The organism is Paraperibacillus esterisolvens, assembly GCF_046237625.1.
Taxonomy (GTDB): Bacteria; Bacillota; Bacilli; order Bacillales; family DSM-1321; genus Paraperibacillus; species Paraperibacillus esterisolvens.
The window spans coordinates 1,041,404-1,068,078 of sequence record NZ_CP143545.1 but is presented as its reverse complement, the minus strand read 5'-3'; the positions used below and the strand labels follow the sequence as shown (position 1 = coordinate 1,068,078).

Genomic DNA, 26,675 nt, shown 5'->3' with positions numbered 1-26,675 from the left:
TTTTCTATTAGTAATTTTTTCTATAAATCTATTTATTCAGATTTTTCTGCAATAAGGGAAAAAGGAGAGTATGTGAGTTAGCACATACTCTCCTCTGCTATACATCCAGTAATCAATGATTACTCAATGTGAGCCCATTTATAGCCGAAGTCTCCGCCAAATGGGTGCTCTACAACATCCTTAACATATTCGCGTTGAAGGAATGCAGTACCTCTTTGGTACATAGGAGAAATGGCAGCGTCATCCATAAGGATCTTTTCAGCTTCTAATAGTGCTTTCCAGCGTGCATCCAGGTCAGACAGAAGCGGACCTTTAGCATCTTTTACAAGCTTGTCATATTTCGGGTTAGAATAGCCCATTTGGTTGTGAGCTCCGTTTGTTACGAACATGTCGATGAATGTCATTGGATCCTGGTAGTCAGGGCCCCATCCAGCGAATGAGAAGTCATAGTTTCCTTTTGATTCCAGGTCAAGCTTCTGCTTGAACGGCTGAGGCTTAATGTTGATTGTCAGGCCCTCAAGGTTCGTTTCAAGCTGTTCTTTAAGGTATTGGCTGATTTTCGCAGCACTGTCATCGTCATAGTTTAATAGTTCTAGAGTAACCTTATCGAATCCAGCATCTTTCTTAGCTTTTGCCCAAAGCTTTTTAGCTTCGTTTACATCAAGCTTAGAAAGTTCTCCGTTTGTTTCACGGAAGTCTTTTCCGTCCGGACCTTCAGCAAAATTGCCAGGAACCAGGAAGTTTGCAGGAGTTGATCCATTGTTCAGGATAACATCAACGAATGCCTTCTTATCCCAAGCCATGTCGATCGCCTTACGTGCATCTCTGTTCTTAAGTACTTTGTTCTTCTCGTTCAGACGAAGGAAGAATACAGAAGTATCTGGAGATGTTGCAAAGTTTGGATCTTTTTCATATTTATCAACAAATTCAGCAGTCAAGCCGACGCGGTCAGCCTTTTTAGTCTCATACAGGTTAACGCCGGTAGCTGTGTCTTTAACAATATTGAAGTTGATTGTTTCAAGTTTTACAGCGTCCTTGTCCCAGTAAGAAGCATTCTTTTTAAGCTGGAAGCTCTGCTCATGTTTCCAGTCGCTGAGCGTAAATGGCCCATTGTAAACGCCTGTGTTAGCTTCTAGAGCGTATTTCTTGCCTTGTTCTTTAAAGAACTTTTCGTTTTGCGGGTAGAAAGTTCCGAATGACAATAGAGATTTGAAATAAGGAATGTTGTTTTTCAGTTGGATCTCAAGGGTCTTATCATCGATTGCCTTAACGCCCAGAGTATCAACCTTAGCTTTGCCATTGTTGATTTCTTCAGCACCCTTTACATCGTAAAGCATGTAAGCATATTCAGCTGCTGTAGCAGGATCTACTGCGCGTCTCCAAGAGAAAACGAAGTCGTTGGCTGTAACAGCGTCGCCGTTAGACCATTTTGCATCGCGGATTTTAAACGTATATGTTTTGCCGTCTTCACTTACCTTAGGCTCTTCTGCAGCCATACCAAGAGTAGGCTGGTTTTTCTGGTCTAGACGGTAAAGACCCTCGTATACGTTATTCATTACATTGAATGAAACGGAGTCAGTTGCAAGTGTAGAGTCCATTGATGGAATCTCGGAAGATGCGATTAAATTTAATACCTGCTCTTTTTTGGAGTCAGACCCTTTGCTGTCCCCTTTTGAACCAGATCCTTCGTTCCCAGCTTTTTCGCCGCCGCCGCTGCATGCAGCAAGGAACGTGCTTAGAGCAAGGACTAGAACCAAAAGAAACGAAAACTTTTTGTTCATTCTAGATTGACCTCCCCATTGTTTTATCTTCAAATTTTCTGAAGATTTCGTTCTTATTATAAGTTTAATCCATATAATTTTTCAATGTTTTTTTACAATTTCTTTACGGGAAGATTTCAGGTAAAAAATCCCTAATTGTAAAAAACCTTGATTTTTCAAGCTTTTCATCTGTCAAGACAGGGAAAATATTCTTATTATTACCATAAAATTTTCTTAATAACTTATCCATACTTGGGAAAATTCTAAAGATTTTAGAAAGGCCGTAATTCCCAAAAATGTAAGTAACTTGCATTTCCAAGGTTGAAAAACTCGCTTGCCTTCGCTCTCTATTTTAATAATGCTTGCCTAATAAGTCCATTAATAGCTATACTTTTTTATAATGAATTTTGCTTGTTTTTGGAGGAATAATAACCGTTATGATTAAACGATCCGCCATTGTTTTTTTGGCAGCCATCCTGCTGTCGGCTGTCTTTGCTTTTTTTGGAGCCTACAAATACTCCACTTCATTTTTGAACGCTCTTTTCTTCATTGGACTGTTTCTAGTTATGGCCGCTGCCTTCCTTTTTGTAGTGGAAGGAGGATTCTTTAATGGAATCATTTTCAGCATGAAGAATTTCCTTAAATTGGATAGACTTGGTGCTTATGTCGCCCAGTTTGATACCGAGGAACTGGATAAGACTGGTTATCCTGTTAATAGAAAATACAGCCTTACTCTCCCTTTTTTCCTTGCCGGACTCCTTGGATGTTTAATAAGCCTTCTCGCTGTGCTCTAGCATAGTTGCAGAATGCCCTTATGTTAGGATAAAATAGACTATAAAACTTTAAACCATTTTTCAGCTGGGCATGGCGGAAAGTCTGTCCCGGATGCTTAGACCGGGACAATGGACACGGGCGCCATAAAAATGGACTGTCCATTTTAAAAATGCCATTCGTCCCTGCAGGGATGGATTGGTTTTTTTTATGGCTTATAATAGACCATCATATTAGGAGTTGTTACTGAATGAAGACTATATTTTCCGGCATCCAGCCGACAGGCAATGTAACGATCGGCAATTACATAGGGGCGATGAAACAGTTTGTTGACCTTCAGCACGATTATAATTGTTATTTCTGCATTGTCGACCAGCATGCTATTACAATGCCGCAGGACAGGCTTGAACTCAGGAAGAATGTCAGAAGCCTTGCAGCCCTCTATCTTTCCATCGGTCTCGACCCGGAAAAGGCCACCATCTTCATCCAATCAGAAGTACCCGCACACGCGCAGGCAGGGTGGGTCATGCAATGTATTTCCTATATAGGGGAACTTGAAAGGATGACACAATTCAAGGATAAATCGACCGGAAAAGATGCTGTCTCTTCAGGACTGCTAACATATCCTCCGCTCATGGCAGCTGATATCCTCCTTTATAAGACCGATATTGTGCCTGTCGGCGATGACCAGAAGCAGCATATTGAACTTACCCGGGACCTTGCCGAAAGATTCAATAAGAGATACAACGATATCTTTACAATTCCGGAAATCCGGCTGCCGGAAGTAGGGGCAAGGGTCATGTCCCTTCAGGATCCTCTCAAGAAGATGAGTAAATCCGATGTGAATAAGAAAGCATTTATCACCCTTCTTGATGATGCACGAACCATTGAGAAGAAAATAAAGAGTGCGGTAACAGACTCAGAAGGCGTAGTCAAATTTGATAAGGAAAACAAGCCGGGTGTCTCGAACCTGCTGTCCATTTATTCTATCTTCAGCGGAAAGCCTGTGCAGGACATTGAAGAGAGCTACAAAGGAAAAGGTTACGGCGATTTCAAAGGCGATTTGGCAGCTGTGGTAATTGAGGCCCTTTCCCCGATACAGAAGAGATATAACAGCCTCATTAACTCCGAAGAGCTGGATGAAATTCTTGACCGCGGCGCCGAAAAAGCAAACCGAGAGGCCGGCAAAATGATCAGGAAGATCAATAATGCAATGGGCCTTGGCAGAAAGAGATGAAGCAGGCCGCAATACGGCAAAGAGGCTGTCCTGATCAGGACAGCCTCTTTGCTGCTTTAAAGTATATGCGTTTCTTCTATAATACTGGCGGACTGTCCCCAACTTCCATTTCCCAGAGTTTTTCAAAAAATGGCTGTCCCTTAATCAAGTTTCCGCAAAGGGACAAATGTTTGGGGCTCCAATCATATTTAGCAGCCTCATAAAGCTCTTTCCATGCTGTCTCAAAGCCCAGGTTTTGGATGTACTCGTACTTATGCGGCGACCATTCTGTATACCAGTACCTGATCTCCGCTGTATTCTTCGATGAATGGAGCTGGTCAAGCGCCATGAAAAGCAGCTGTTTGAGCTGGCGCTCCTTCCGGGTCAGTCCCTGCATCAGGTCGGGGGAAGGTGATAAAATGTGGTATTCCTTTGCCTCTTTGTCCTGTCTTGTGTTTTCATAAGGAGATTCTTCATGATTTTCAACCATTTCATAGACAAGCTGCTCCTGCCTTGGAATCAGCCTGCTTTTACGGATTGGAATATTATAGCCGATTGTGTCAACAGCCAGTATGCCGTTTCCATCTGTCGCTATAAAACAATAATCCATCTGGATTCGTTCGTGATTCTTTCGGGCATAAGCCTTTTGAAAAATATCATCGAGCAATTCTTTGGGAAGTTCGGATAAATCATTTTCAATATAGTGAAACATAGAAGATGATACTTTAACGAGCGGCACCTGATCGAGCAGTTCTATACCATCATCTTTTCTCCACTCATGAAAGTGGCAAATATTGTATCCGTTTTCTTCCCCTTCAAACCAATTAACCCATACATCATGGAGATATAACATCATCTTACCCCTCACTTACTTGAAAACTGTTTGTCCATCAGTATAGGCATTTCCAAGTAAAAATATTCCTGTGCTGCCGCGGATGAGCATATTTTTAAGGGAGAAAAGGCGCCCTGGCTCCCTTTCCCCTGAGGCTCTGCAGCAGCCCCTATAAATGGTTATTAAGAAATATATACACCGGCTGAAAAATCTATGCAAAAAAGCAGATACATCGGGGGCACGTTTAAAAAAAGCCGGACAGGAGCTCAGCGGATGAGTGGGTAAAGGTATCTTCCTGCTCAAGCCCTTTTTCCCTTGTATACTTAAGCACGGCCATATACCCCGTGCAATAACCGAGCATTTTGGGAACCCTGCCGCCCCCGTAAAGCAAACGGTCATGAAGCGGTTCTGTTTTTTTTACAGATAGATTCTTTGCTATATATTTTTTCCCAAGGCCCAGAGTCTCCCTTGGGCTGTATAATTTTGTCCAATCAGCAAGGAAGTCAGGGCCGACATTCTGTTCCACAGCTTGTTCAGCCAGGCCTTCAAGGACAATTGAATCGGCGAGGCTGTAGTCCTGCATGTCTTTTTTCATGGCATGCAGCCTGCAGACATGATGATATTCATGCACGAAGACTGCCTCTAATTCTTTATCCCTTAATCCTGGCGCATAGAACAGGAAAATCTTATCTTTAAAAGCCAGTCCAGATTTTCGGTTTTTTCCCCCGTCAAGGCCGCCTGTGCTCCCATGCGGAAAAATGAAAACAGGGATGTCTGGGCCCTTCCACTTTTTTCGGTAAGAACTAAAATGAGCGGAAATCTTTTCCCAAACCCTTTTTTCCTGAAGTTCTTGGAAATCAACCCGGGACCTTTTGGAATATCTGTACATCCCGTTCCTCACTAAGTACTGATACACCCGCTGTTCCGATGTCTCGCTGAATAGCTTCTTGAACCTGCCGCAAAGCTGAAGAGGGTTATCCAGATGTTCCTTCAGCCATTTATCTGTGTGAATGACGCCCATACCCCTCTCATCCCTTCATCAAAATTATGGTTTATTATATGCGGCAGACTGGAATGTGCCATTTCCAAATGAGAAATCCACTAAAAGCCGGCAGTGACTCAAACGGACAAAAAAACCGGATCCATATAGGAACCGGCATTTGCCTCTCTGATTTATTTATATTTCTTGAATACCAGGGTTGCATTGTGGCCGCCAAAGCCCAATGAATTGCTAAGAGCAGCGTTCACTTCCATTTCCCGGGCTTTATTAGGAACATAATCCAAATCGCATTCCGGATCCTGCTCCTCAAGGTTAATGGTCGGCGGTACAAGATTGTTTTTGATGGCGAGCACTGTCAGGATCGCTTCTATCCCGCCAGCTGCCCCAAGCAGATGACCGGTCATCGATTTAGTAGAGCTGACGGCGAGATTGACTGCACTGTCCCCGAATACTTCCTTGATTGCCATGGTCTCAAATTTATCATTATAAGGTGTGCTGGTGCCGTGAGCATTGATGTACTGTATATCTTCAGGACGGAGCCCGGAATCCTCAATAGCCATTCTCATGGCACGTGCACCGCCTTCTCCCCCTGGCGCAGGTGCGGTAATATGGTGGGCATCACCTGTCGCCCCGTACCCGACTATTTCGGCATAAATTTTAGCCCCTCTGGCAAGGGCATGCTCCAGTTCCTCGAGGACTACAATCCCAGCTCCTTCACCTATAACAAAGCCATCCCGGTTCTTATCAAACGGCCTGCTTGCCGTCTTGGGGTCGGGATTAGTTGAAAGGGCAGTGTTTGCACAAAAGCCTGCAATGGCCATCCTGGTGATCGGTGCTTCTGAGCCGCCGGTCACCATCGCATCCGCGTCTCCACGCTGTATGACTTTAAAAGCATCTCCGATTGAATTGGTGCCTGTGGCACAGGCAGTTACCGTACATGAGTTAAATCCTTTGGCACCCAGAGTAATCGAAACCTGTCCCGCGGCCATATCGGGAATCATCATGGGCACAAAGAAAGGACTGACTCTGCGTGGCCCTCTGTTAAGGAGAGTCTCGAATTGGTTTTCGAATGTTTCCATTCCGCCGATGCCCGAACCGATCCACACTCCGATGCGGGCAGCGTTGTTCTCATTGATCTCAAGGCCGGCGTCTTTCACGGCCATCAAGGACGCAGCCACCGCGTACTGTGTGAAACGGTCCATTTTCCTGGCATCCTTCTTATCAATGAAATCTGCAGAATTAAAATCATTTATTTCAGCGGCTACTTTTGCCGGATAATCCTCAGCATTCACCCTTGTGAGCGGTCCTACTCCGGAAACTCCAGCGACAGCATTCTGCCAGAAGGTTTCAGTATCCTTACCGATTGGAGTAAGCGAGCCTAATCCAGTTACAACAACTCTGCGTTTAGTCATTTAATTCTTCCTTTCTATCTCATCATCCATTTATTTTAAATCTTATCTTCCCCATTTGAGGGCGATGGCTCCCCATGTCAAGCCTCCACCGAAACCGACCATAACAATCACATCTCCATCCTTCACTTTGCCTGCTTCCAGTTCTTCAACAAGTGAAAGGGGAATGGAGGCAGCAGATGTATTGCCATATTTATGGACCGTACAGGACATCTTCTCTGGCGGGAGATTCAGCCTTTCACGGGCTGACTCCATGATCCTGATATTGGCCTGGTGCGGAATGAGCATATCAACATCATCTTTAGTCAATCCAGCCTTTTCAAGCACATTTACACTGGATTCACCCATCTGCCGTACAGCAAATTTAAATACTTCTCTTCCATTCATGCTAAGGTATAAACCGTCCTGGTACAAATATTTGCCTCCAGAACCATCTGACCCGAGTTCAAAGGAGAGAATTCCCTTTCCATCTTCGACCGGCCCCATGATGACTGCACCTGCCCCGTCTCCAAAAAGAACAGCCGTGTTGCGGTCATCCCAATTTGTAATTTTCGAGAGCTTCTCGACACCAATTACCAAGATGTGTTTATATGCGCCGGTTTGAATGAATTGGCCTGCAGTTATCATTCCATACATGAAGCCGGCACAGGCCGCACTGAGATCCATGGCAGCAGCTTTCCTTGCTCCCAGCCTTTCCTGAAGCATACATGAAACGGTTGGAAAAGGCCTGTCGGGAGTGACTGTTGCCACCAGGATTAAATCTATTTCTTCCGGGGCAATTCCCGCATTCTCGATGGCCTTTTTTGCAGCTTCATATGCCATATCAGACGTATTGATATCGTCTCCGGCAATTCGGCGCTCCTCGATGCCGGTCCTGGTCCGGATCCATTCATCTGAGGTATCCACCATTTTTTCAAGATCAAAGTTTGTGAGTATTTTTTCTGGGAGATACCGGCCGATCCCGATTATTCCAGCATTCATCTAAACAACCCCTCTGCTTATATTTAATTTATACTTTTCTATTTTATTAGCAATTATTATGACTTGGTACTAATTTTATCTAAAAAAATATATACATGCAATATTTAATAAGCAAAATCTTATCAGCATGGCTTTAGTCTAGTCCATGAATATTCCATTTCATATAGTAGCAGTAAGAAAACCTGAAAGGAGGGGCTGAAAGTTGAACAAACCGGAAAACCAGGACCGCATTTCACAATTCATGTTCGGTTCCCGCCGTGTCCAAAAACAGGAGGAGGAAGATAAAAGCCTTACTCAGAAAATATCCAGCATTGACCTTGAAAAAATGATGAATCATGTGGACAGCATCATGACTATCTATGACCAGGTGAAACCGGCCATACAGCAGATTACACCGATATTAGGCATTTTCAGGAAAAAAAAATAAAAGCTGCCCAGCAGCTTTTACCCTTTTAAGTGCCCTGCTTAAGTGCATCCTGCTTTCCAAGCTCGTAAGCATCCTGCATGACCTTTTGGAATAAGTCCATAAAATGCGGCAGAAGATCCATGGATAATTCTATTCCTGCCTCATCCAGCCTTTCCTTGGCTTCAGGAAAATATTTCATGGCAATGGCCATGAATTCCATATTTCTATTTTGGTCCATACTCGTACACTCCCCATATAAAAATCTGCAAAAAAAAAGACCTATGAGCCTAAACAATTAGTCCATACGCCTATTTTATCCGTGCAGTGTCTACTTTTCAATTACGAAGACTCCTTACCATCTCGACAGCTGCTGAAATTTCATAAAATGTTCCGTTTGTTTCAGGATTCCATCTTCTGGAGTTGTCAGCGCAGGAACAAGCAGCTGGTTCCCGCTATTCCCCCGAGGCACCCTGTCCGGAAAATCACCAGGAAAATGTTCCATCCCCACTTGTTCAGCACACTGCAGCCATGACCCGGGAGTATCGCTCCACACACTGATTTCCTGCTCCCTGTCTTTCAAAATGGCGGGAATGAGATTCATTAAATCCTCTGCAAATATCGCATCTTCCCTGCATTCACTTTTGCAGATTTCGCCTATTTCCTCCTTGCTTCGGCCTTCAATTGCAGCCTGGAAGCACATATTTGCAGGCTGCCATGGGCCGTAAATGGTTGGAAGGGATACTCTCCTGCAATTGGAATGCCCAAAAATATCTGCGGGTATTCTTTCGGAAAATCCGTGGGGAAGGAAAAACACTGCCTGTTTTGCCCAGCCGCTTACCAGACTGAAAGCATTCAGCTTATTCCATTCCTGTCCTGCCGTCATTCCTGATTTTATAAAGTCATAATATGAAATGAGGAGCCCGGCTTCAGGATCTTCGTTTTCCTCCCGATTCCATTTTTCCATGGGCAGATAGGAAAAGTTGCCGTTTCTCCCGATCTCAAGAAATTTGCTTTCAAAAGCGGCTGCGTCTCCTGAATCCCAGTCAATTCCTACTACCTCGTATCCTTCTTCCAGCAGCTTTTTACAAAGATGAAAGCCAAAGAATCTAAAATTTCCGACGACTATATATTTCTGCATTTCCTCACCTCTTGCTCTCCTCTATATTCAGTATCATATGAATGAGGAGCCTTCTATTTACCCAATTTCGAAAATTAGAGGTATTTTTCATGTCTTTTAAAAAACTGCCTGGCAAGCATCGCACATTTGTAACGCTTTTCAGCTGAAAGGTACTGAATTTCCACTTTGCTTCCAACCTGGCTGGATGCCTCAAGCTCTTTATATAGGTGAGACTGATCTTCCTCACTGCCGCCAAGCACATGAATGATCTGCAGCGGCGTTTTTATATCAGGATCTTTCAGTTCTTCTCTTTCAAGGGAATCTAATTCTCCGGCATCCAGATTATAGGCCTGGGCAATTTCCTGCTGAAAACCCTTAAAGTACACTTTCCGTTCCCTCTCCCTTTGTATGAGTTCCCTCAGGGAGAGGCACGGATTAAGAAAAACCGCAGAGCGGAATCCCTCTGGACACACTGCCATCAATTTCAAAGCAGTTAGTGCGCCAGTTCCTTCAGCAAGGATATGGATCCGGTCATTCAGGATCTCACTTTTCAACAGCAAGTGCCGCAGCTTTATGGCTGAATGTACAGATAGATCATTTCCCCAATTCGGCCTGTACAGATTTGAAGCGAGCAAAGTATATCCAGTATCTTTAAGGAGCTGCAGCATTTCTGACCGGCCCGGATGATTCTGCCAATAGCTGCCCTCCTTATCGACATAATGATGTCTGTCTCCAAGGATCATGACAGCAAATCCGCTTGGCCTCTCCGGGTAATAAACGATATTCCATTGACCATCAAACTGGAAATTCCGCTGTTCCATACCCTGCTCTCCCTTTCTTATCATCCAATCTCTTTTCCCGTCAGGGGTTGTCACTGGTTATAATATTATGTATATTCTATATTTGAATGGTCATTAAACCAAAGAAAAGAAAAAAGCCATGCACTCACAGAATTTAGTATGATAAAATAAGAATGACGTTTTAGGATTGAGGTGAACTTTATGAAAATATTCTGGACCTTTTTCTGGACTATGCTGTTAGTTCTTATGCTTACATATGTTGTAAGCTCCATGAACGGAGTAGAACCTGATTTTACTCAGGGAGCTATTATTGGGGTTGTGGTCACTGTGCTTATTTTGATCATCGCTTCCATCATTCCTGACGAGCCGGCAAAAACTCCGCATCATTGATGCTGTTTTCGAATGTTCAAAAAGGGGCACCTGAACAAAGGTGTCCCTTTTTGCATTCCTATATTCATTTTTGCGCCTGAGGTTTAGGGGCGTAAGCCCACTGTCTGTCATCATTGGTAGTTTCCGGGAAGCTGTCTCCGGCATTCAGATGAATCTTGCGCGGATTTCTTACCATGCTGCCGCCAACTCCGACTTCCACATAGCTGCCGTTGTTAGGTGCCTTGCTTCCCCCCTGGAATCTGTGCTTCTGGCCCATTTTATCCCTCCTTCCTCCCATATTATCTTCGGAATATCACTTTTCTAACACAGTGTTTTATACTTCCATCCCATGCATGGAAAGGGAATCTGGTCAAGTGCTGGAAGAAACACAATAGGGCGGTGGAGCGGAGTAAGGCGCAGGCAGGAATGCCAGCAAGATGAATGATGTTCACACCTAACTGCTGGAAACCTGGATACAGCCAGCTCCGCCCCCTTTTCCATAAGAAGCCGGGCATTCTCATGCCCGGTGAATCCAGTTCATCGCATCAGGTCAACCAATAATGCCTTTTGGGCATGGAGGCGGTTCCCTGCCTGGTGGAAAATGACCGAATGGGGGCCGTCTATAACTCCACTTTCCACTTCCTCACCGCGATGGGCAGGCAGGCAGTGCATAAATAGATAATCCCTGGCCGCTGTATTGGCAAGCTCCTGATTGATTTGATACCCCTTGAACTTTTCAAGCCTGATTTCATTTTCTTCCTCCTGGCCCATGCTGGTCCACACATCTGAATATATGATGTCAGCATCCTTCACGGCACTCCACACATCTTCAGTAACCTGAATATCTGCACCCGACTTGGAACCGGACTGACGGCTTGCTTCCAGGCAGACTGGATTTGGCATATATTCCTTTGGACAGGCAAGGGAAAAGTGAATACCCATTTTCCCGCACGCCTCCATGAGGGAGTGAGCCATATTGTTCCCATCTCCGACATATGCCATCTTCAAGCCTCTAAGAGATCCTTTTATTTCTCTGATTGTCAATAAATCAGCAATCGCCTGGCACGGATGAGCAAAATCCGTCAGGCCATTGATTACAGGTACAGATGCGCACCTTGCCAATTCTTCCACTTTTTCATGACTGAAGGTCCTGATCATGATTCCGTCCACATATTCTGATAAAACACCCGCTGTATCAGAAATCGTTTCCCCCCGGCCCAGCTGCAGGTCGCGTGAGCTGAGGAACAGCGCATGCCCTCCCAGCTGCAGCATGCCGGTTTCAAAGGATACCCGGGTCCTGGTGGACGATTTTTCAAAGATCATTCCAAGAGTTTTTCCTCTGAGAGGCTCGTATATTTCCCCGAGAGCCCTTTTTGTTTTTATCCAGGCGGAGAGATCCAATATACTGCTGATCTCTTCCGGACTGAAATCCGCTATCGTTAAAAAATCCTTTTTACCCAGTATTCTGCTCACGGCCGCCCCTGTATCATTTGCCAATTTTCTCACCTCTTGCTCCTATGTTCATCTTCCATTCCTGCAAAGAAACCACCTCGTCCGCAGTGCCTGATAATGACTCCAGGAATACAACGAAGGTTTCTAATTCTGTAAAGCTTAGCAGTCTGTATTTGGCCGCCAGCTTCCTGATCTCAAAATCTGCCTGGGCCGTCCCGAATGTAAGTACGGCAGCCCCGTTTCCTTCCTGGAACCATGCAGCCGGGTCTTCGGAACGGGTAAGCAGGAATCCTTTTTCCATCACCTGGGATTCTAATCCGCTATCCAGTCTGGTCGAGGAGCTTATAAGAATTTCGTTTCTCCCGCCTAAACCGCCTTTTTTCATGAAAGCCTTATATAAAGCATCTTCCCTGCTGCGGCTTATGGCTATGCCTTCACCTGTTGATTTCATTTCCGGGCCGATTATCGAATCCAGCCCGCCAAGAGCATAGGTTGAGAAAACGGGATACTTCACTGCAATGAACGGATACTCCCTGGGTATGCCGGCCTGCTTATTCGACAGAGAATATTTCCCAAGCAATACTTTTGTCGCTATTTGGACCATCGGCACCCCTGACAGCTTGCTGATAATCGGTACAGTCCTGCTGGCCCGTGGATTGACCTCGAGGACATACAGCTTTTCTCCATCGAGCACAAATTGGATATTCATCAATCCTTTATAACCGAGCTCTTTAACAAGGCGCAGAGCATACTCCTGCATAAGGTCTTTAGTGGATGTACTGATATTCTGGGCTGGGAGATAGACCATGCTGTCACCTGAATGCACACCGGCTTTCTCGATATGTTCGGCTATCATGGGAATGCCGGCTGACGTTCCATCTGCAATGACATCCGCTTCTGCTTCACTGCCCCTGATATATTTATCGATCAGCACAGGGAATTCAATTTCCCAGCCATCCTCCAGCTTTTTGCGGAGCTCCTGTCTAGAATGGATGACCACCATGCCGCTTCCCCCAATCACATAGGAAGGCCGCAGCAGGATAGGAAAGCCGAGGGTCTCGCAGTGTGCGAAGACCTCTTCAACACTCCCCGCCTCATATCCGGGAATATGCGGGATATCTAATTTTTGGAGCAGCTGGTAAAAGCGGCTGCGATCCTCTGTCTGATCAAGAACATCAAAGCTCGTTCCGAGAAGCGTAACACCATTCGACTCCAGCTCTTTTGCAAGATTGATCGCTGTCTGGCCGCCGAACTGGACGATAACCGAATCAATTTCTTCAGCTTCGAGTACATTCAGGATGGATTCAAGGGTCAGGGGTTCGAAATAGAGCCGGTCAGAAGCCGCAAAATCTGTGCTGACTGTTTCAGGATTATTATTGATCATCACTGCCTCATATCCTTCCGCTTTTAAGGCATAGACCGCATGTACTGAACAATAATCAAACTCGATTCCCTGACCGATACGTATCGGCCCGCTCCCGATTACCAGCACCTTTTTTCTGGTGGTGGGCATCTGCTCATTTTCTCCAAAATAAGTGGAATAAAAATAATTAGTAGCTGATTCGAATTCTGCTGCACAGGTATCTACCATTTTATATGCAGCCCTTATTCCAAACTTTTTCCTGATCCTTCTGATAAGTGATTCATCCACTCCCCATGCGCGTCCGAGAAAACTGTCTGAAAAACCCGTCTCTTTATAAAGCTGAAGTTCTCCCTTTGTTACTGAATCTGCACTGTTCCCTTTAATTCGCCCTTCTATTTCCACCAGATTTTTAAAACAGTTTAAATAGTACAAATCAATGGTGGTGATATTATGAATTTCTTCAAGCGATATGCCTCTCCTGAGCAGTTCAAAAATGATGAATAATCTTTCATCGGTGCTGTCTTTAAGGGACGTCATCAATTCTTCCATAGTTTTTCCCTTGAGACTATGCAGTTCAAGGCCGTCAAGCTTAAGCTCTAATGAGACAATTGCCTTCTGCAGGGCTGCCTCCAGGCTTTTTTCTATTGCCATTACCTCGCCTGTCGCTTTCATCTGGGTTCCAAGTGTGCGATATGCTTGCGGAAACTTATCAAATGGCCAGCGCGGAAATTTAACTACTGTATAATCAAGCGCAGGCTCAAAGCTTGCGTAAGTGCTCTTAGTCACTGGATTCATCAGCTCATCCAGCCTGTATCCGACTGCAAGCTTAGCCGCAATCCTTGCAATAGGATAACCGGTGGCTTTCGACGCAAGTGCAGAGGAGCGGCTTACCCTTGGATTCACTTCAATCAGGTAATAGCGCTTGCTTCCGGGGTCGAGGGCAAATTGGATATTGCAGCCCCCGATAATCCCCAGGGAGGAAATGATCTTAATAGAAGCTGACCTCAGGAGATTGTATTCTTCATCCGTGAGTGTCTGCGATGGCGCAACCACGATGGAATCGCCAGTGTGTATGCCAACCGGATCGATATTTTCCATGTTGCAGATGGTTATGCAGGTATTGCCGGCATCCCGCATGACTTCATATTCAATTTCCTTGAAGCCGGCGATGCTTTTTTCTACTAGACATTGCCCAATTGCGCTTTCCTGAAGCCCTGACCTGACAATCTCCCGGAACTCCTCCATATTTCCAGCTATCCCGCCGCCGGTGCCGCCCAAAGTATACGCCGGCCTTACAATTATTGGGAAACCTATGCGATCTGCAAATTTTACACCTTCCTCAACAGTTTTTATAATTTCACTCTCTGGTACAGGTTCATTGATTTCGTACATCAGATTCCTGAAAAGCTCCCTGTCCTCCCCGCGTTTGATTGAATCAATCGGAGTGCCCAGGAGGCGGACATTTAAACGGTCAAGGATGCCGTCTTCATGCAGCTCAAAGGCAAGGTTCAAACCAGTCTGCCCGCCAAGGGTTGCCAGCAGGCCGTCAGGCTTTTCCTTTTCCATCACCTTTGTCACCACTTCTTTTGTAAGAGGCTCGAAGTACACTTTATCTGCATGGATTTCGTCTGTCATGATGGTCGCGGGATTGCTGTTGATCAGGATGACTTTATATCCCTCTTCCTTTAGTGCAAGGCACCCCTGTGTGCCTGCATAATCGAATTCGGCTGCCTGCCCGATGACAATCGGGCCGGATCCTATGACCAGTATGGTTTTTAAGCTTGTGTCTTTAGGCATATGCTTTTTCTCTCCCAGCTTTTTGTTTCACCATTTCCATATATTCATCGAAAATATAATTACTTTCATATGGCCCAGGGTTTGCTTCCGGATGGAACTGAACGGATATGATTGGCAGAACGTTGTGTTTCAAGCCCTCAATGCTGTTATCATTCACATTTTTGTAAAGTACGGACAGCCCGGTTTGGCCAAGGCTCCCTTCCTTCACCACATATCCATGATTTTGCGAGGTCATAAATACCTTTTTAGTCTTTATATCCATAACTGGCTGATTCGCTCCCCGGTGGCCAAACAGGAGTCTCTCTGTATTTCCGCCAAAAGCCAGTGCCAGAAGCTGGTGGCCAAGACAAATGCCCATGGAAGGAAACTTAGATACAGTTTCCCTGATTGATTTCAAATACTGAGTAAGGGACTTTGGATCTCCTGGTCCATTGGATAATACAATGCCATCCGGCCTCAGGGCATAAATAGTGCTTGCCCCAGTATGGTAAGGCACGGTTGTAACCCTGCAGTCCCTGGCCAGCAGCTCATCCAGAATGGACTTTTTAAAGCCAAAGTCAAACATGACAATATGATGCTTTCCTGTACCGTAAGTTATGATTTCATTGGACGCGACACTTTGGACAAGTCCGCTCATTCTTTGGGTTCCCGGGGCGGCAAGGGTGGCATCGGGAGACAGAGTGCCTCCCATGGACCCTTCCCTCCTGATCCTTTTGACAATGGCCCTGGTATCTGCCTTGCCGAGCAGGGGGATATTCCACTTTTTCAGATAATCCATTAATGAGGATTCGGCTTTGTAGTGGGAGTAATGCTTAGTGCCCTGATACACGACTACCCCGGCCGCATGGGGCTTCCTGCTTTCGAAATCCTCTTGATTGATGCCGTAATTACCGATTAAAGGATACGTAAAGACAACAATCTGCCCTTTATAAGAAGGGTCCGTCAAAACTTCCTGATAACCCGTCATACCAGTAAAAAAGACCACTTCCCCTTCAAAGTTCCCCTCTGATTCTGAGAGCCACTCTCCTTCAAATTTATCCCCATTCTCTAAATGCAGATATCCTTTCATGACGACGCCTCGCTTTGTATATTTATTTAACAAAAAGTATTTTTATGCATTAACCTCCAGTAAAAGAGCCCTTGGCTCCTTCCTTCAAACAGCCTGGGGCTTCTTCGCAAGCACCTCTGCTATTAAACCGGCAGCTTCATCTATTTCCGAAGTTGAAACAGTGAGCGGCGGCAGCAGCCTTAATACATGGGTGCCTGCTGTCAGAACAAGTAATCCAAGATTTTGCAGGGCATTCAAATAGGGTCCGGCTTCTTCGTTTAATTCTATTCCCGCCATTAATCCCAGGTTCCTGATCTCCTTGACGACACTGCAATCCTTCAATGCATCATCAAGACTTTTCCTGAGGTATCTCCCTTTATCTTCCACATCATTCAAGAAGTCCGCTCTGCCTATTTCTTCAAGCACAGCCCTGGCAGATGCCAGACAGACCGGATTGCCTCCAAAGGTCGAGCCATGGCTGCCAGGTCCAAAGGCTTCTGCAAGCTCTTCCCTGCCGCACATAGCTCCTACAGGCAGACCGTTTCCAAGACCCTTGGCCAGTGTTATAATGTCGGGATTCAGGTCAAAGTGCTGAAAGGCAAACGGTTTTCCTGTCCGCCCAATTCCTGTCTGTATCTCATCAATGACGAAGAGCGCTCCGGTTTCCCTGCAGATTTCCTCCACTCTTTTCAGGAACTGGGGATCAGCAATATGGATGCCGCCCTCCCCCTGTACTACCTCAAGCATGATGGCTGCTGTATCACTGTCTGCCGCCTCTTCTACACTTTGGATATCATTGTATTTAGCATAGTGGAATGTCTGCAGCATATCCCCATAACCAGTGCGTACCTTTTCCTGGCCAGTCGCCGCCATCGCTGCAAAGGTCCTTCCGTGAAAGGACTGCAAAAATGTAATAACCTTTGATCTTCCTGTGGCTTTGCGGGAGAGCTTAATGGCAGCTTCGTTCGCTTCTGCCCCGCTGTTTGCAAAGAACACTCTTCTTAAGCCGGAAAGCCCCGCAAGATGTGATGCCGTTTCTTCCTGGATGCCGGAAGGGAATAAATTGGATGTGTGCCATAGACAGTCTAACTGAGCCTTGACAGCTTCGCTTACTCCCGGATGGCAATGTCCCAGGTTCAGAACTCCTATGCCTGATGTAAAATCAAGATACCTTTTTCCGCTGTCATCTGTTAAGTACACTCCGCTTCCTTTTACGGGGTTGATGCTCCACCTCGGATATGTTGGAAATAAGTTGCTCATAATGAAGCCTCCTTCCCCGTGTGATGTTTATCGGGATAAAATACAGTTCCTATAAAATAGCCGCGTTCATAAAACTTCTTTTTTCCGCTGGCAATCATCACCCTGCCTGCTCCCTGTTTTAAAACGGATAAGGCAGTTTCAACCTTTGGCTTCATCCCTCCAGAAATTGTTCCATCTTCAATCAGCTCTTCTGATTCCGAGAGTGTCAGTGTTTCTAATAATTCTCCATCCTTAAGCACTCCGTCCACATCGGTAATGAACAGACACATTTCAGCCTGTAGCGCTTCTGCCACTGCACCGGCAGCCATATCGGCATTTATATTTAATTTTTCAGAGCCCGCTGCCGCAATCGGAGTGACCACCGGCACAAAACCTGAGGCAAGCATGACGTGCAATAAATCCGGATTGACAGAGGATGCTCTGCCAACCAGTCCAAGTCCCTCCTCATCGATAACCTCACCCTGGATCAGTCCATCCGATCCATTCAAACCGACTGCCCGAAGCCCATTCTCGAGCAGCATGGCGGTAAGCTTCCGATTCGTCTTCCCTGCCAGGACCAGCTCGACTGTTTCCATGACCTCTTTAGTAGTTTTCCTCAGGCCGTCCCTGAACTCCGGTTTGATCTGGAACATTTCGAGTGCCTCATTGATATCCGGTCCGCCGCCATGGATAAACACCAATTCATAGCCGCCCTTCTGCAGCTCTAAAAGACTTGAAAAGAATGCTTGAGAAAGCGAATGAAGCGTGCTTCCTCCGCATTTTATGACGATGATCTTTTTTCCATGATCCATTATGACCGGTAGCTCCCATTTATTTTGACATAATCATAAGTAAGGTCGCAGCCCCAGGCAGTTCCCCTGCCCGTTCCTTCCTCAAGCAGGATGTTGATCACGACCGACTCTGACTTTAAATATTCCGTCACGGTCTCTTCACAGAAAGGCATGGGCTCTCCCCGGTTCAAGACCACAGTCTCTCCAAAGTATATGGTCACAAGATCCGGATTGAAGCGGATACCGCTTCTCCCAAGAGCGCCAATGATACGGCCCCAATTCCCGTCCGCCCCGAACACAGCCGTTTTCACCAGATTGCTCCCCACCGTCGTTTTGGCAGCCTTCTGTGCATCCTCGTCTGTCAGGCATCCTGATACATTGACTTCAATAAGCTTTGTCGCCCCCTCACCGTCTTGTGCAATTTGTTTAGCCAGATCCTCAGAAGTCTGCTGAAGCAGGCAGACAAATTTCTCCCATTCCGGGTGGCTCTCATTAAGTATGGAATTCCCTGCTTTGCCATTTGCCATCACAATGACCATATCATTGGTGGATGTATCTCCATCCACAGTAATTTGATTGAAGGTTTTGTCTGTGATTTCAGACAGTGCGTTCTGCAGTGAGACAGAGTCAATATTGGCATCCGTGGTGATGAAGCCGAGCATGGTAGCCATATTGGGATGGATCATTCCTGAACCTTTGGCTGCGCCGCCTGCTGTTATTTTGACAGAATCTATATCAATCGAATAGCCGGTATGTTTGGTTTTCGTATCCGTCGTCAAGATGGCGGTCTCAAAATCATCCGCATCCAGAGGCTCGCCAGACGGCTCCAGGGCCTGTATTCCGCTGACGATCTTCTCCATATCGAGATATTCCCCAATCACTCCAGTGGAGGCTACGGCAACCATATGCTGAGGCATTGAAAATCTCTCAGAGACAGACTTCCTCATCTCATAGGCATCCTTCAACCCCCTGCTCCCTGTGCAGGCATTGGCACAGGCACTGTTCACGACAATGGCCTGCAGGCGCCCTTCGGCTGCGATGCTTTCCTTGGTTACAGTCAAAGGTGCTGCAATGACTGCATTTTTTGTATAAACTGCTGCACAGGAAGCCGGAACTTCTGAAATGAGGATACCAAGATCCTTTTTCGAATAGCGGAGGCCTGCATGAACACCGGCAGCCTTGAATCCCTGAGGTGAGAGAATATTGCCCTTTTCTAGCTTTTCGAGTCTGCTCGTTACTTTGATTGTCTTCATTTCTGCCTCCTGTTTTATGGATAGAGCGGCAGGCTTAACAATCCGTCCTCTTCCTTAAAGCCAAACATGATATTGGCATTCTGGACCGCCTGGCCGGCTGCTCCTTTAACTAGATTGTCAATCACTGAAATGATCATGATTCTTCCTGTACGCTCATCATAAGAGGTTCCAATATCGCAGTAGTTTGAGCCGTATACATGCCTTGTGCATGGAAAACTCCCATTTGGATGAACTCTGACAAACGGCTCATGTTCATATGTTTCCTTATACAGGCTCCAAAGTCTGGCGGCATCACCTGGTCCATCTCCCTTGACATACATGGTAGTCATGATTCCCCGGGTCATCGGGACAAGATGCGCAGAAAAGCTGACGGGAGGAGCTTTTGGATTCCACGCCTGCAGCTGCTGTTCAATCTCCGGAGTATGCTGATGCCGGTTAACTTTATATATTTTAAAGTTTTCATTAACTTCACTGAAATGGGCCCCTGCCGAAAGCGACCTTCCGGCACCGGAAACCCCAGTTTTTGCATCAATGATGATATCTTCAATAGAATCATAGTTTTGCAGCAGCGGGGCAAGCCCAAGAAGTGCAGCAGTGGGAAAACAGCCTGGATTGGCAATGATCTTTGCATCTGCTGTATTTTCTCTGTTCCATTCGGGAAGGCCGTAAACAGCACTGCTCAGTATTTCTTCCGGAGCAGGCTCCATTTTGTACCAATCCCTATAGTCATCCCTGTTTTTGATTCTAAGGTCTCCGGATAAATCTACTACTCTAGTGTTCAGACTCTGGAACTGAGGGGCAAGTTCCGCGGAAACACCATTAGGGGCAGCAAGGAAAACGAGGTCTGATTCTTCTGCCATTTTTTCCGGATTGATTTCCTGCAGCATTTCTTCAACTTTATACATAAAATGTGGATATTCAGCCGCATATTCATGTCCTGTCCGCGAGGAGGAATGCAGCCCGGCTATCTCCATATGCGGATGATTGCTGATCAGCCTTACCAATTCAGCTCCTCCATATCCTGTTGCACCTATGATCGACACCTTCAACCATCATCAACTCCAAAATGAATTCCATTTTAATTCATATATTAATTATACATTATATGATTGTATAAAAATAAATGCAAATGAATTTTTATGTATTTATGTGTATTTCATTAACTATTTCCGCAATCCCGGAATTTTCCGGATTTATGTACGATTCCCTTTTACTTTTTCCGAAATACCGGAATATTCAAAAAAATCATCTCTTGAAATAACACCTCCCCTGTTTTGGCACGGAACTTGCATATAAGTATCATGAATAAAAACAATCATAATGAATCTTCATGAATTTTTTTGAATCATTATGAGTTTTACCCTGCAGCGCAGGGGACAAAACCAGAGAAAGGAGGAAAAGGAAAAAAAGGACTGTATACTCAGTGTATATTTGTAAGCGCTTACCAAAACAACGGAATTAGGGAGGATATCTATGGAGTTCGTTATTATCTTATTATCTTTGTGCCTCTTGATGTTTGTGGCTTATAGGGGATTTTCCGTCATACTTTTTGCTCCCATCTGTGCCCTGTTTGCTGTATTGCTGACAGATCCCCATTATGTACTGCCATTCTTCTCCAACATATTCATGGAAAAAATGGTTGGTTTTATCAAGTCGTATTTCCCGGTTTTTCTCTTAGGTGCGATTTTTGGAAAGGTAGTTGAAATGTCCGGCATCGCCGCTTCCATTGCGAGAACCATCGCAAGGCTGGTAGGTGCCAAAAGGGCCATGCTTGCCATTGTTCTCCTGGGTGCGATCCTTACCTATAGCGGTGTCAGCCTGTTCGTAGTGGTTTTCGCGGTTTATCCGTTTGCTGCGAATCTGTTCCGCGAAGCGAATATTCCTAAACGCCTGATACCCGGCACGATTGCCCTTGGAGCCTTTACCTTCACAATGGATGCACTCCCCGGGACTCCACAGATACAAAATGTCATCCCGACTACATTCTTTAAGACTGATATTTATGCAGCCCCGGTCCTCGGGATCATTGGCGGGCTATTCATCCTCGCAGCCGGTATGGTCTATTTAGAGCGCCAGCGCAAAAAAGCGGCGGCACGGGGTGAAGGTTATACAGGTTTTGGAGGAGAGCTTGCGGCAGGGAATTCAGGGACAGCAGCAAGACTTCCGGAGGAGGAAGGAAGTGGACTGCCGGCAGAAGAAGAAAGTACAGCCCGCAAGATCCTTGCCTTTGTTCCCCTTATTCTTGTAGGTGTCACCAATAAACTATTCACCATCAATATCCCAAAATGGTATCCGGATGGTTTTGACTTCTCCGCCATCGGGCTGAGTACAGTCGTTAAATTGGAGACGCCTGCAGTGGTGGCTATCTGGTCGGTCGAAATGGCGCTTGCGATAGGAATCATCGCCGCCCTGCTGTTTGATTGGAAAAGAGTAACCACGGACTTCCAGGCCGGCCTTAACCTTAGCATCGGCGGTGCCCTGCTTGCAGTAATGAACACGGCCGCTGAATATGGATTCGGGGGTGTTATATCTTCCCTGCCTGGATTCACAGCAGTCAGCAAGGGGATTTCCGAAACCTTTACCAATCCACTTGTCAATGGTGCGATTACTACTACTGCACTTGCCGGTGTGACCGGTTCTGCTTCGGGCGGAATGGGAATCGCCCTGGCGGCCATGTCAGATAAATATATTGCCGCCATCAATGAATTGAACATTCCCCCTGAAGTCATGCACAGGGTAATATCCATGGCGTCCGGCGGGATGGATACACTTCCCCATAACGGGGCAGTCATCACCCTCTTGGCCGTTACTGGCCTGACCCACAGGCAGTCTTACAAGGATATTTTTGCGATAACCATCCTAAAGACTCTGACTGTATTCCTGATTATCGGCTTGTACAGCCTTACTGGATGGAGATAAAAAGTATAGTATTTTTGGAGGGAAACTCTTATGGATTTATCTTTGCGGGGAAAAACTGCATTTATCACTGGCGCAGCAAGCGGTATTGGCCAGCAATTGGGAAGGGCATTTGCAGCAGAAGGAGCTAATGTGGTCTTCTCTGACCTGAATGGGGAGGCTGCCCGGGAAACGGCAGATTCCCTATCCGAACAGGGGTATTCTACCCTGGGACTGGCCTGCGATGTAACAAAGGAAGCGGATCTGGAAAATTCTCTTTCAAAAACAAAATCCCATTTTGGAAGTCTGGATATACTGGTGAACAATGCCGGGCTCCAGCATGTTTCACCGCTCGAGGATTTTCCGACGGAAAGATTTGAATTTTTGCTGAAGGTCATGCTGACCGCTCCTTTCATGGCGATAAAGCATGCCTTCCCGATCATGAAAGAACAGGGATCAGGCAGGATCATAAATATGGCTTCAATTAACGGTCTGGTTGGATTTGCAGGAAAGGCTGCCTATAATAGCGCAAAGCACGGACTGATCGGCCTGACGAAGGTAGCTGCGCTTGAAGGTGCCCCGCATTCCATCACTGTCAATGCCCTGTGCCCCGGCTACGTTAATACGCCACTCGTCCAAAACCAGCTGCAGGACCTTGCCAGGACGAGGAAAGTGCCCCTCGAAAAAGTGATTGAGGAAGTTCTGTATCCGCTGGTCCCTCAAAAGAGGCTCCTTGAGGTGCAGGAGGTTGCGGATTATGCTGTATTTCTTGCAAGCGGGCTGGCCGGCGGAATTACCGGCCAGGCATGTGTGATAGACGGCGGCTATACAGCACAATGACATAAATAAATTTTTAGAATTTTAAGTTTATATTGGTCTGCCCTGCTATCTGCTTGTATAATAGCCTATATTAAAACAATAAGGTGGATTTTTATATGCAGGGCATTGATGTGCTTCCAATTGAATGGATTAAAGAAGTTGTAGGCCTGGTAGCAGAAAGGCTTGTTATTGTAGACAGGGAAGGAATCATCAGGTATATGGATTCCGCTTATTGCGACTTCCTCGGCATCGAGCAGCAGGATGCAATAGGTATGCCGGTTCACTCAGTCATTGAAAACACCAGGATGCATATAGTCGCACAAAACGGAATTCCTGAGCTTTCCGCGGTTCAGCCTATCAAGGGAAGTGAGATGATTGCCAACAGATATCCCCTCTATGTAAATAACGAGCTTGTTGGCGCTGCAGGTACGGTCATTTTCAGGAATCCAGGTGAATGGCAGGAATATTCAGGGAAAATTCAGCCGCTGCTGGAAGAATTGCAGTATTATAAGCGCAAGTTCGAAGGTGAGTATAAGAGCAAATATCAATTCAGTGATCTGGCAGGTGAAGATCCCCGCTTTGTCGAGGCCAGGAATCTGGCAGAGAGGGGATCATATAGCAGATCCTCCATCCTTTTGATTGGGGAATCAGGGACTGGGAAGGAAATCTTCGCCCACAGTATCCACCGGAACAGCAGCAGAGCCCCTTTCCCCTTCATAAAAGTGAATTGTGCCTCCATCCCCGAAAACCTGCTGGAATCGGAGCTATTCGGCTATGAAGAAGGATCCTTCACAGGAGCAAAGAAAGGCGGCAAGAAGGGGAAATTTGAACTCGGCCATCTTGGCACGGTCTTTTTGGACGAAATAGGCGATATGCCGCTCATGATGCAGAGCAAGCTGCTGCGCGTTCTGCAGGAAAAAGAAATCGAAAGAGTCGGCGGACAGGGACCAAGGCCTGTTGATGTGAGGATCATTGCAGCTACCCATCGGAATCTTGAAAGGATGGTAGGGGAAGGACGATTCCGTGAGGATTTATACTATCGGCTGAATGTCATAAAAGTGGAAATCCCTCCTTTAAGAGAAAGAAAGAACGATATCCTCCCAATCGCAGAAATTCTGTTGAACAAACTGGAAAAAAGATTCCATAAACAGGGGATCGCTTTATCACAGGCGACCAGGGAGGCACTGTGCAGCCACAGCTGGCCCGGAAATGTAAGGGAGCTTGAAAATGTACTGGAGAGGGCAATTAATGTCCTCGACGGACAAGAGATCCTTCTCAACCATCTGCCACTGTACCTGCGTGACCAGGAGATTCCGCCCGCCCTGCCGGGATATCCCGAATACGGCCGGATGAAATCCACAACCATTAAACCGCTTAAAGAAATCATTGCAGATGCTGAAAAGGAAGCCTTAATGGCGGCATTAAGCCAGGCAGACGGCAATAAACAGACAGCCGCGCGCCTGCTCGGCATAGGCAAGACCAGCTTCTACGATAAATGCAGGCAGTATAAATTCACATAAGGCTGGCCCGCGGGAATGGCGGGCTTATGTTTATTCAAAACTCGGAACCTGTTTCCAGTATCAGTCTGCAGACATTCTCTGCAAGTCTTGGATCTTCCAATGAAAAATGCTGGATGTCTCCTATTTTTGAATTATCTATTATAGCTTCCGGCCAGGTTATGATTCCTTTAACATTCATAGTCTTCTCCACCAGGGCAAGGTCCTTCTCTTCCCTGATCATCAGAATCTTAGGAAACCCTTCCATCTTATATCCCTCAATCAAGATAAGATCCGGTTCCAGGCAGGCTGCAACCTTAAGCTGGGTCATCAGGTCCAGCTCCACTCCATCAGCAAGCACCTGAAAGCTTCCTCCCCCTGCGGCAAGGGATACATGTGCCCCAGCCTCAAGGTAGCGCTCAGAGTCCTTCTGATAGCCCCCCACAGCAAGCTTCCCTCCATGCCCATGGTGCTTAAGCACTGCAGCCTTGATACCCACGGCAGCAAAATGAGAAATGACTTTCGTCACAACTGAGGTTTTCCCGGTATTCTGGAAGCCGCACACCTGGAAAATTCTTGTCATTCCTCTCCCCACACTCCGCTTCCTTCAAAGTCCTCAAGGAGCAGCACCTCTACTTCGTCATCCTTCTGATAGCCTCTTGATCCTGCCGGCAGGATAATGAGGGAATCAGCAGAAGCCAGGCTCATGACCACACTGGATTTATCAAGGCCCGATGGCTCGGCAAAGAGCCTGCCCTCCTTGATCAGGCATCTGCTCCTGATCAGCCTTGTGAATGGATTCGGCTTAGGGAAATCCGCATTCAGCCAGGCTTTTTCTTTATTGGGATAGAGGTTTTCAACAAACAGCTTCTTTCTGAACATACCGCGCACAAAAAGCTCAAAGCCAACATAACAGGCGGAAGGATTCCCGGACAAACCATAAAGGAGCTTATCTCCAAGGCGGGCTACAGTTGTGACACTGCCGGGTCTCATGGCGACTTTATTGAACAGGACTTCCGCCCCCAGCCGCTCGTATATAAGCGGCATGAAATCAAAGTCACCTACAGATACCCCTCCGGTTGTAATCAGGATGTCTACTTTATCCAGTGCATTCTTAACAGCCTCGAAGCAGATTTCCAGGTCATCTGGAAGCTGGCCGAAATAAACGGCTTCCCCTCCCGCTCTCCTGGCCTGAGCCTCAATCATAGATGCATTGCTGTTTCTTATTTTACCGGGCACCAGCGGATCTTTTACTTCAAGAAGCTCTGTACCGGTTGCAAAGAGTCCCGCAACCGGCCTTTTTGCGGTCTTTACTTCGCTGTATCCGAAGGCAGCCAGAACTGCTATTACACCCGGGTTGATTTTTGTCCCCTTTTTGATGAGCTTTTCTCCCTTTTTTGCATCCTCACCTTTAAATGAAACATTTTCCCCGCTCTTTTGCTTACGTTTAATGGATATGTAATCACTTCCGCCTTTTACAAACTCAGAGACCAGTTCCAGCATGATAACTGTATCTGCTCCCTCGGGCAGCATGGCGCCGGTCATGATTCTTGCTGCCTGGAAAGGGCCGACGGTCTTTTCAGGTGACATTCCTGCCGCCAGTCTTTCAATCACTTCGAATTCAACTGGATTTTCCCTGCCTGCCAGAAGGGTATCTTCAGCACGCAGGGCAAAGCCATCATAGGGAGACCGGTTAAAATGCGGTACATCGTGCAGGGCCTCGATATCCTCCGCTAAATATCTGTCCTGGCTCTCCCGTAGCGGGACTGTTTCTATCTCGCCTTCTGCCTTGATCTGCATGATTTTTCCCAATGCTTCGCCGATTGGAATGGGTGTTCTTTTTTCAAGCATGCTCTACTCT

At 46.3% G+C, this 26,675-nt stretch carries 25 protein-coding genes; 7 read left to right on the top strand and 18 right to left on the bottom strand.

Annotation, left to right across the window (positions count from 1 at the left end):
* Positions 1-119: 119 nt before the first annotated feature.
* The gene (locus V1501_RS05450; RefSeq protein ID WP_409291817.1) at positions 120-1,781 is read right to left on the bottom strand and encodes a peptide ABC transporter substrate-binding protein; all 1,662 of its coding nucleotides are present in this window, start codon (positions 1,779-1,781) and stop codon (positions 120-122) included.
* A gap of 416 nt (positions 1,782-2,197) precedes the next feature.
* Between V1501_RS05450 and V1501_RS05445 the strand changes: the two genes are divergently transcribed.
* Both V1501_RS05445 and trpS read left to right on the top strand, forming a co-directional pair.
* Positions 2,198-2,554: a DUF3899 domain-containing protein gene (locus V1501_RS05445; protein WP_409291816.1), complete on the top strand. Its 357-nt coding sequence runs from the start codon at positions 2,198-2,200 to the stop codon at positions 2,552-2,554.
* A 227-nt stretch (positions 2,555-2,781) separates the two neighbouring features.
* Positions 2,782-3,768, top strand: a complete 987-nt coding sequence (gene trpS, locus V1501_RS05440) for a tryptophan--tRNA ligase (RefSeq protein WP_409291815.1) — start codon at positions 2,782-2,784, stop codon at positions 3,766-3,768.
* Between the two features lie 76 nt (positions 3,769-3,844).
* Here trpS and V1501_RS05435 read toward each other — a convergent pair whose 3' ends face one another.
* The 4 genes from V1501_RS05435 to V1501_RS05420 form a co-directional block, all read right to left on the bottom strand.
* Positions 3,845-4,600 carry a YjbA family protein gene (locus tag V1501_RS05435; protein ID WP_409293258.1) on the bottom strand — a complete coding sequence of 252 codons (756 nt, stop codon included), beginning with the start codon at positions 4,598-4,600 and terminating at the stop codon, positions 3,845-3,847.
* 223 nt (positions 4,601-4,823) lie between these two features.
* The gene (locus V1501_RS05430; protein WP_409291814.1) at positions 4,824-5,600 is read right to left on the bottom strand and encodes a DUF2268 domain-containing protein; all 777 of its coding nucleotides are present in this window, start codon (positions 5,598-5,600) and stop codon (positions 4,824-4,826) included.
* Positions 5,601-5,752: 152 nt separating this feature from the next.
* Entirely contained in the window at positions 5,753-6,991 is a 1,239-nt protein-coding gene (fabF, locus tag V1501_RS05425) for a beta-ketoacyl-ACP synthase II (protein WP_409291813.1), read from the bottom strand.
* 42 nt (positions 6,992-7,033) lie between these two features.
* Entirely contained in the window at positions 7,034-7,969 is a 936-nt protein-coding gene (locus tag V1501_RS05420; RefSeq protein ID WP_409291812.1) for a beta-ketoacyl-ACP synthase III, read from the bottom strand.
* A 202-nt stretch (positions 7,970-8,171) separates the two neighbouring features.
* Between V1501_RS05420 and V1501_RS05415 the strand changes: the two genes are divergently transcribed.
* On the top strand, positions 8,172-8,396 hold the full coding sequence (locus tag V1501_RS05415; RefSeq protein WP_409291811.1) for a hypothetical protein: 225 nt from the start codon (positions 8,172-8,174) through the stop codon (positions 8,394-8,396).
* A 25-nt stretch (positions 8,397-8,421) separates the two neighbouring features.
* Here V1501_RS05415 and V1501_RS05410 read toward each other — a convergent pair whose 3' ends face one another.
* From V1501_RS05410 to V1501_RS05400, 3 genes are all read right to left on the bottom strand, one after another.
* Positions 8,422-8,613, bottom strand: a complete 192-nt coding sequence (locus V1501_RS05410) for a ComZ family protein (protein ID WP_409291810.1) — start codon at positions 8,611-8,613, stop codon at positions 8,422-8,424.
* Between the two features lie 114 nt (positions 8,614-8,727).
* A complete protein-coding gene (locus V1501_RS05405; RefSeq protein WP_409291809.1) occupies positions 8,728-9,513 on the bottom strand; it encodes a hypothetical protein in 786 nt (261 codons plus the stop codon).
* A 74-nt stretch (positions 9,514-9,587) separates the two neighbouring features.
* Positions 9,588-10,313 (bottom strand): hydrolase, encoded by a 726-nt coding sequence (locus V1501_RS05400; RefSeq protein WP_409291808.1) that lies wholly within the window; start codon positions 10,311-10,313, stop codon positions 9,588-9,590.
* 180 nt (positions 10,314-10,493) lie between these two features.
* Between V1501_RS05400 and V1501_RS05395 the strand changes: the two genes are divergently transcribed.
* Positions 10,494-10,682 carry a YjzD family protein gene (locus V1501_RS05395; protein WP_409291807.1) on the top strand — a complete coding sequence of 63 codons (189 nt, stop codon included), beginning with the start codon at positions 10,494-10,496 and terminating at the stop codon, positions 10,680-10,682.
* A 64-nt stretch (positions 10,683-10,746) separates the two neighbouring features.
* Here V1501_RS05395 and V1501_RS05390 read toward each other — a convergent pair whose 3' ends face one another.
* The 8 genes from V1501_RS05390 to argC form a co-directional block, all read right to left on the bottom strand.
* Complete coding sequence (locus V1501_RS05390) at positions 10,747-10,938, bottom strand: YjzC family protein (RefSeq protein WP_409291806.1); 192 nt, start codon at positions 10,936-10,938, stop codon at positions 10,747-10,749.
* 260 nt (positions 10,939-11,198) lie between these two features.
* Positions 11,199-12,158 (bottom strand): ornithine carbamoyltransferase, encoded by a 960-nt coding sequence (gene argF / locus V1501_RS05385; RefSeq protein WP_409291805.1) that lies wholly within the window; start codon positions 12,156-12,158, stop codon positions 11,199-11,201.
* Positions 12,148-15,273, bottom strand: coding sequence for a carbamoyl phosphate synthase large subunit (locus V1501_RS05380; RefSeq protein WP_409291804.1), 3,126 nt, complete (start codon positions 15,271-15,273; stop codon positions 12,148-12,150). Before V1501_RS05380 ends, argF begins: the two co-directional genes overlap by 11 nt.
* Positions 15,266-16,342, bottom strand: a complete 1,077-nt coding sequence (locus V1501_RS05375; RefSeq protein ID WP_409291803.1) for a carbamoyl phosphate synthase small subunit — start codon at positions 16,340-16,342, stop codon at positions 15,266-15,268. The genes V1501_RS05380 and V1501_RS05375 overlap by 8 nt, the downstream gene beginning before the upstream one ends.
* Positions 16,343-16,426: 84 nt before the next feature.
* On the bottom strand, positions 16,427-17,581 hold the full coding sequence (locus V1501_RS05370; protein ID WP_409291802.1) for an acetylornithine transaminase: 1,155 nt from the start codon (positions 17,579-17,581) through the stop codon (positions 16,427-16,429).
* Positions 17,578-18,372 carry an acetylglutamate kinase gene (argB, locus tag V1501_RS05365; RefSeq protein WP_409291801.1) on the bottom strand — a complete coding sequence of 265 codons (795 nt, stop codon included), beginning with the start codon at positions 18,370-18,372 and terminating at the stop codon, positions 17,578-17,580. Before argB ends, V1501_RS05370 begins: the two co-directional genes overlap by 4 nt.
* Positions 18,372-19,604, bottom strand: a complete 1,233-nt coding sequence (gene argJ, locus V1501_RS05360; protein ID WP_409291800.1) for a bifunctional ornithine acetyltransferase/N-acetylglutamate synthase — start codon at positions 19,602-19,604, stop codon at positions 18,372-18,374. The genes argB and argJ overlap by 1 nt, the downstream gene beginning before the upstream one ends.
* A gap of 14 nt (positions 19,605-19,618) precedes the next feature.
* The gene (argC, locus tag V1501_RS05355; RefSeq protein ID WP_409291799.1) at positions 19,619-20,653 is read right to left on the bottom strand and encodes an N-acetyl-gamma-glutamyl-phosphate reductase; all 1,035 of its coding nucleotides are present in this window, start codon (positions 20,651-20,653) and stop codon (positions 19,619-19,621) included.
* Positions 20,654-21,077: 424 nt separating this feature from the next.
* Here argC and V1501_RS05350 point away from each other — a divergent pair, with 424 nt between their 5' ends.
* The 3 genes from V1501_RS05350 (at position 21,078) to V1501_RS05340 (ending at position 24,838) form a co-directional block, all read left to right on the top strand.
* Positions 21,078-22,523, top strand: coding sequence for a GntP family permease (locus V1501_RS05350; protein ID WP_409291798.1), 1,446 nt, complete (start codon positions 21,078-21,080; stop codon positions 22,521-22,523).
* Between the two features lie 30 nt (positions 22,524-22,553).
* Positions 22,554-23,339 (top strand): 3-hydroxybutyrate dehydrogenase, encoded by a 786-nt coding sequence (locus V1501_RS05345; protein WP_409291797.1) that lies wholly within the window; start codon positions 22,554-22,556, stop codon positions 23,337-23,339.
* 95 nt (positions 23,340-23,434) lie between these two features.
* Positions 23,435-24,838, top strand: coding sequence for a sigma-54 interaction domain-containing protein (locus V1501_RS05340; protein WP_409291796.1), 1,404 nt, complete (start codon positions 23,435-23,437; stop codon positions 24,836-24,838).
* A gap of 34 nt (positions 24,839-24,872) precedes the next feature.
* On the opposite strand, the gene mobB is transcribed toward V1501_RS05340, so the two are convergent.
* The gene (mobB, locus tag V1501_RS05335; protein WP_409291795.1) at positions 24,873-25,397 is read right to left on the bottom strand and encodes a molybdopterin-guanine dinucleotide biosynthesis protein B; all 525 of its coding nucleotides are present in this window, start codon (positions 25,395-25,397) and stop codon (positions 24,873-24,875) included.
* Entirely contained in the window at positions 25,394-26,665 is a 1,272-nt protein-coding gene (gene glp, locus V1501_RS05330; RefSeq protein ID WP_409291794.1) for a gephyrin-like molybdotransferase Glp, read from the bottom strand. The genes mobB and glp overlap by 4 nt, the downstream gene beginning before the upstream one ends.
* Positions 26,666-26,675: the final 10 nt, after the last annotated feature.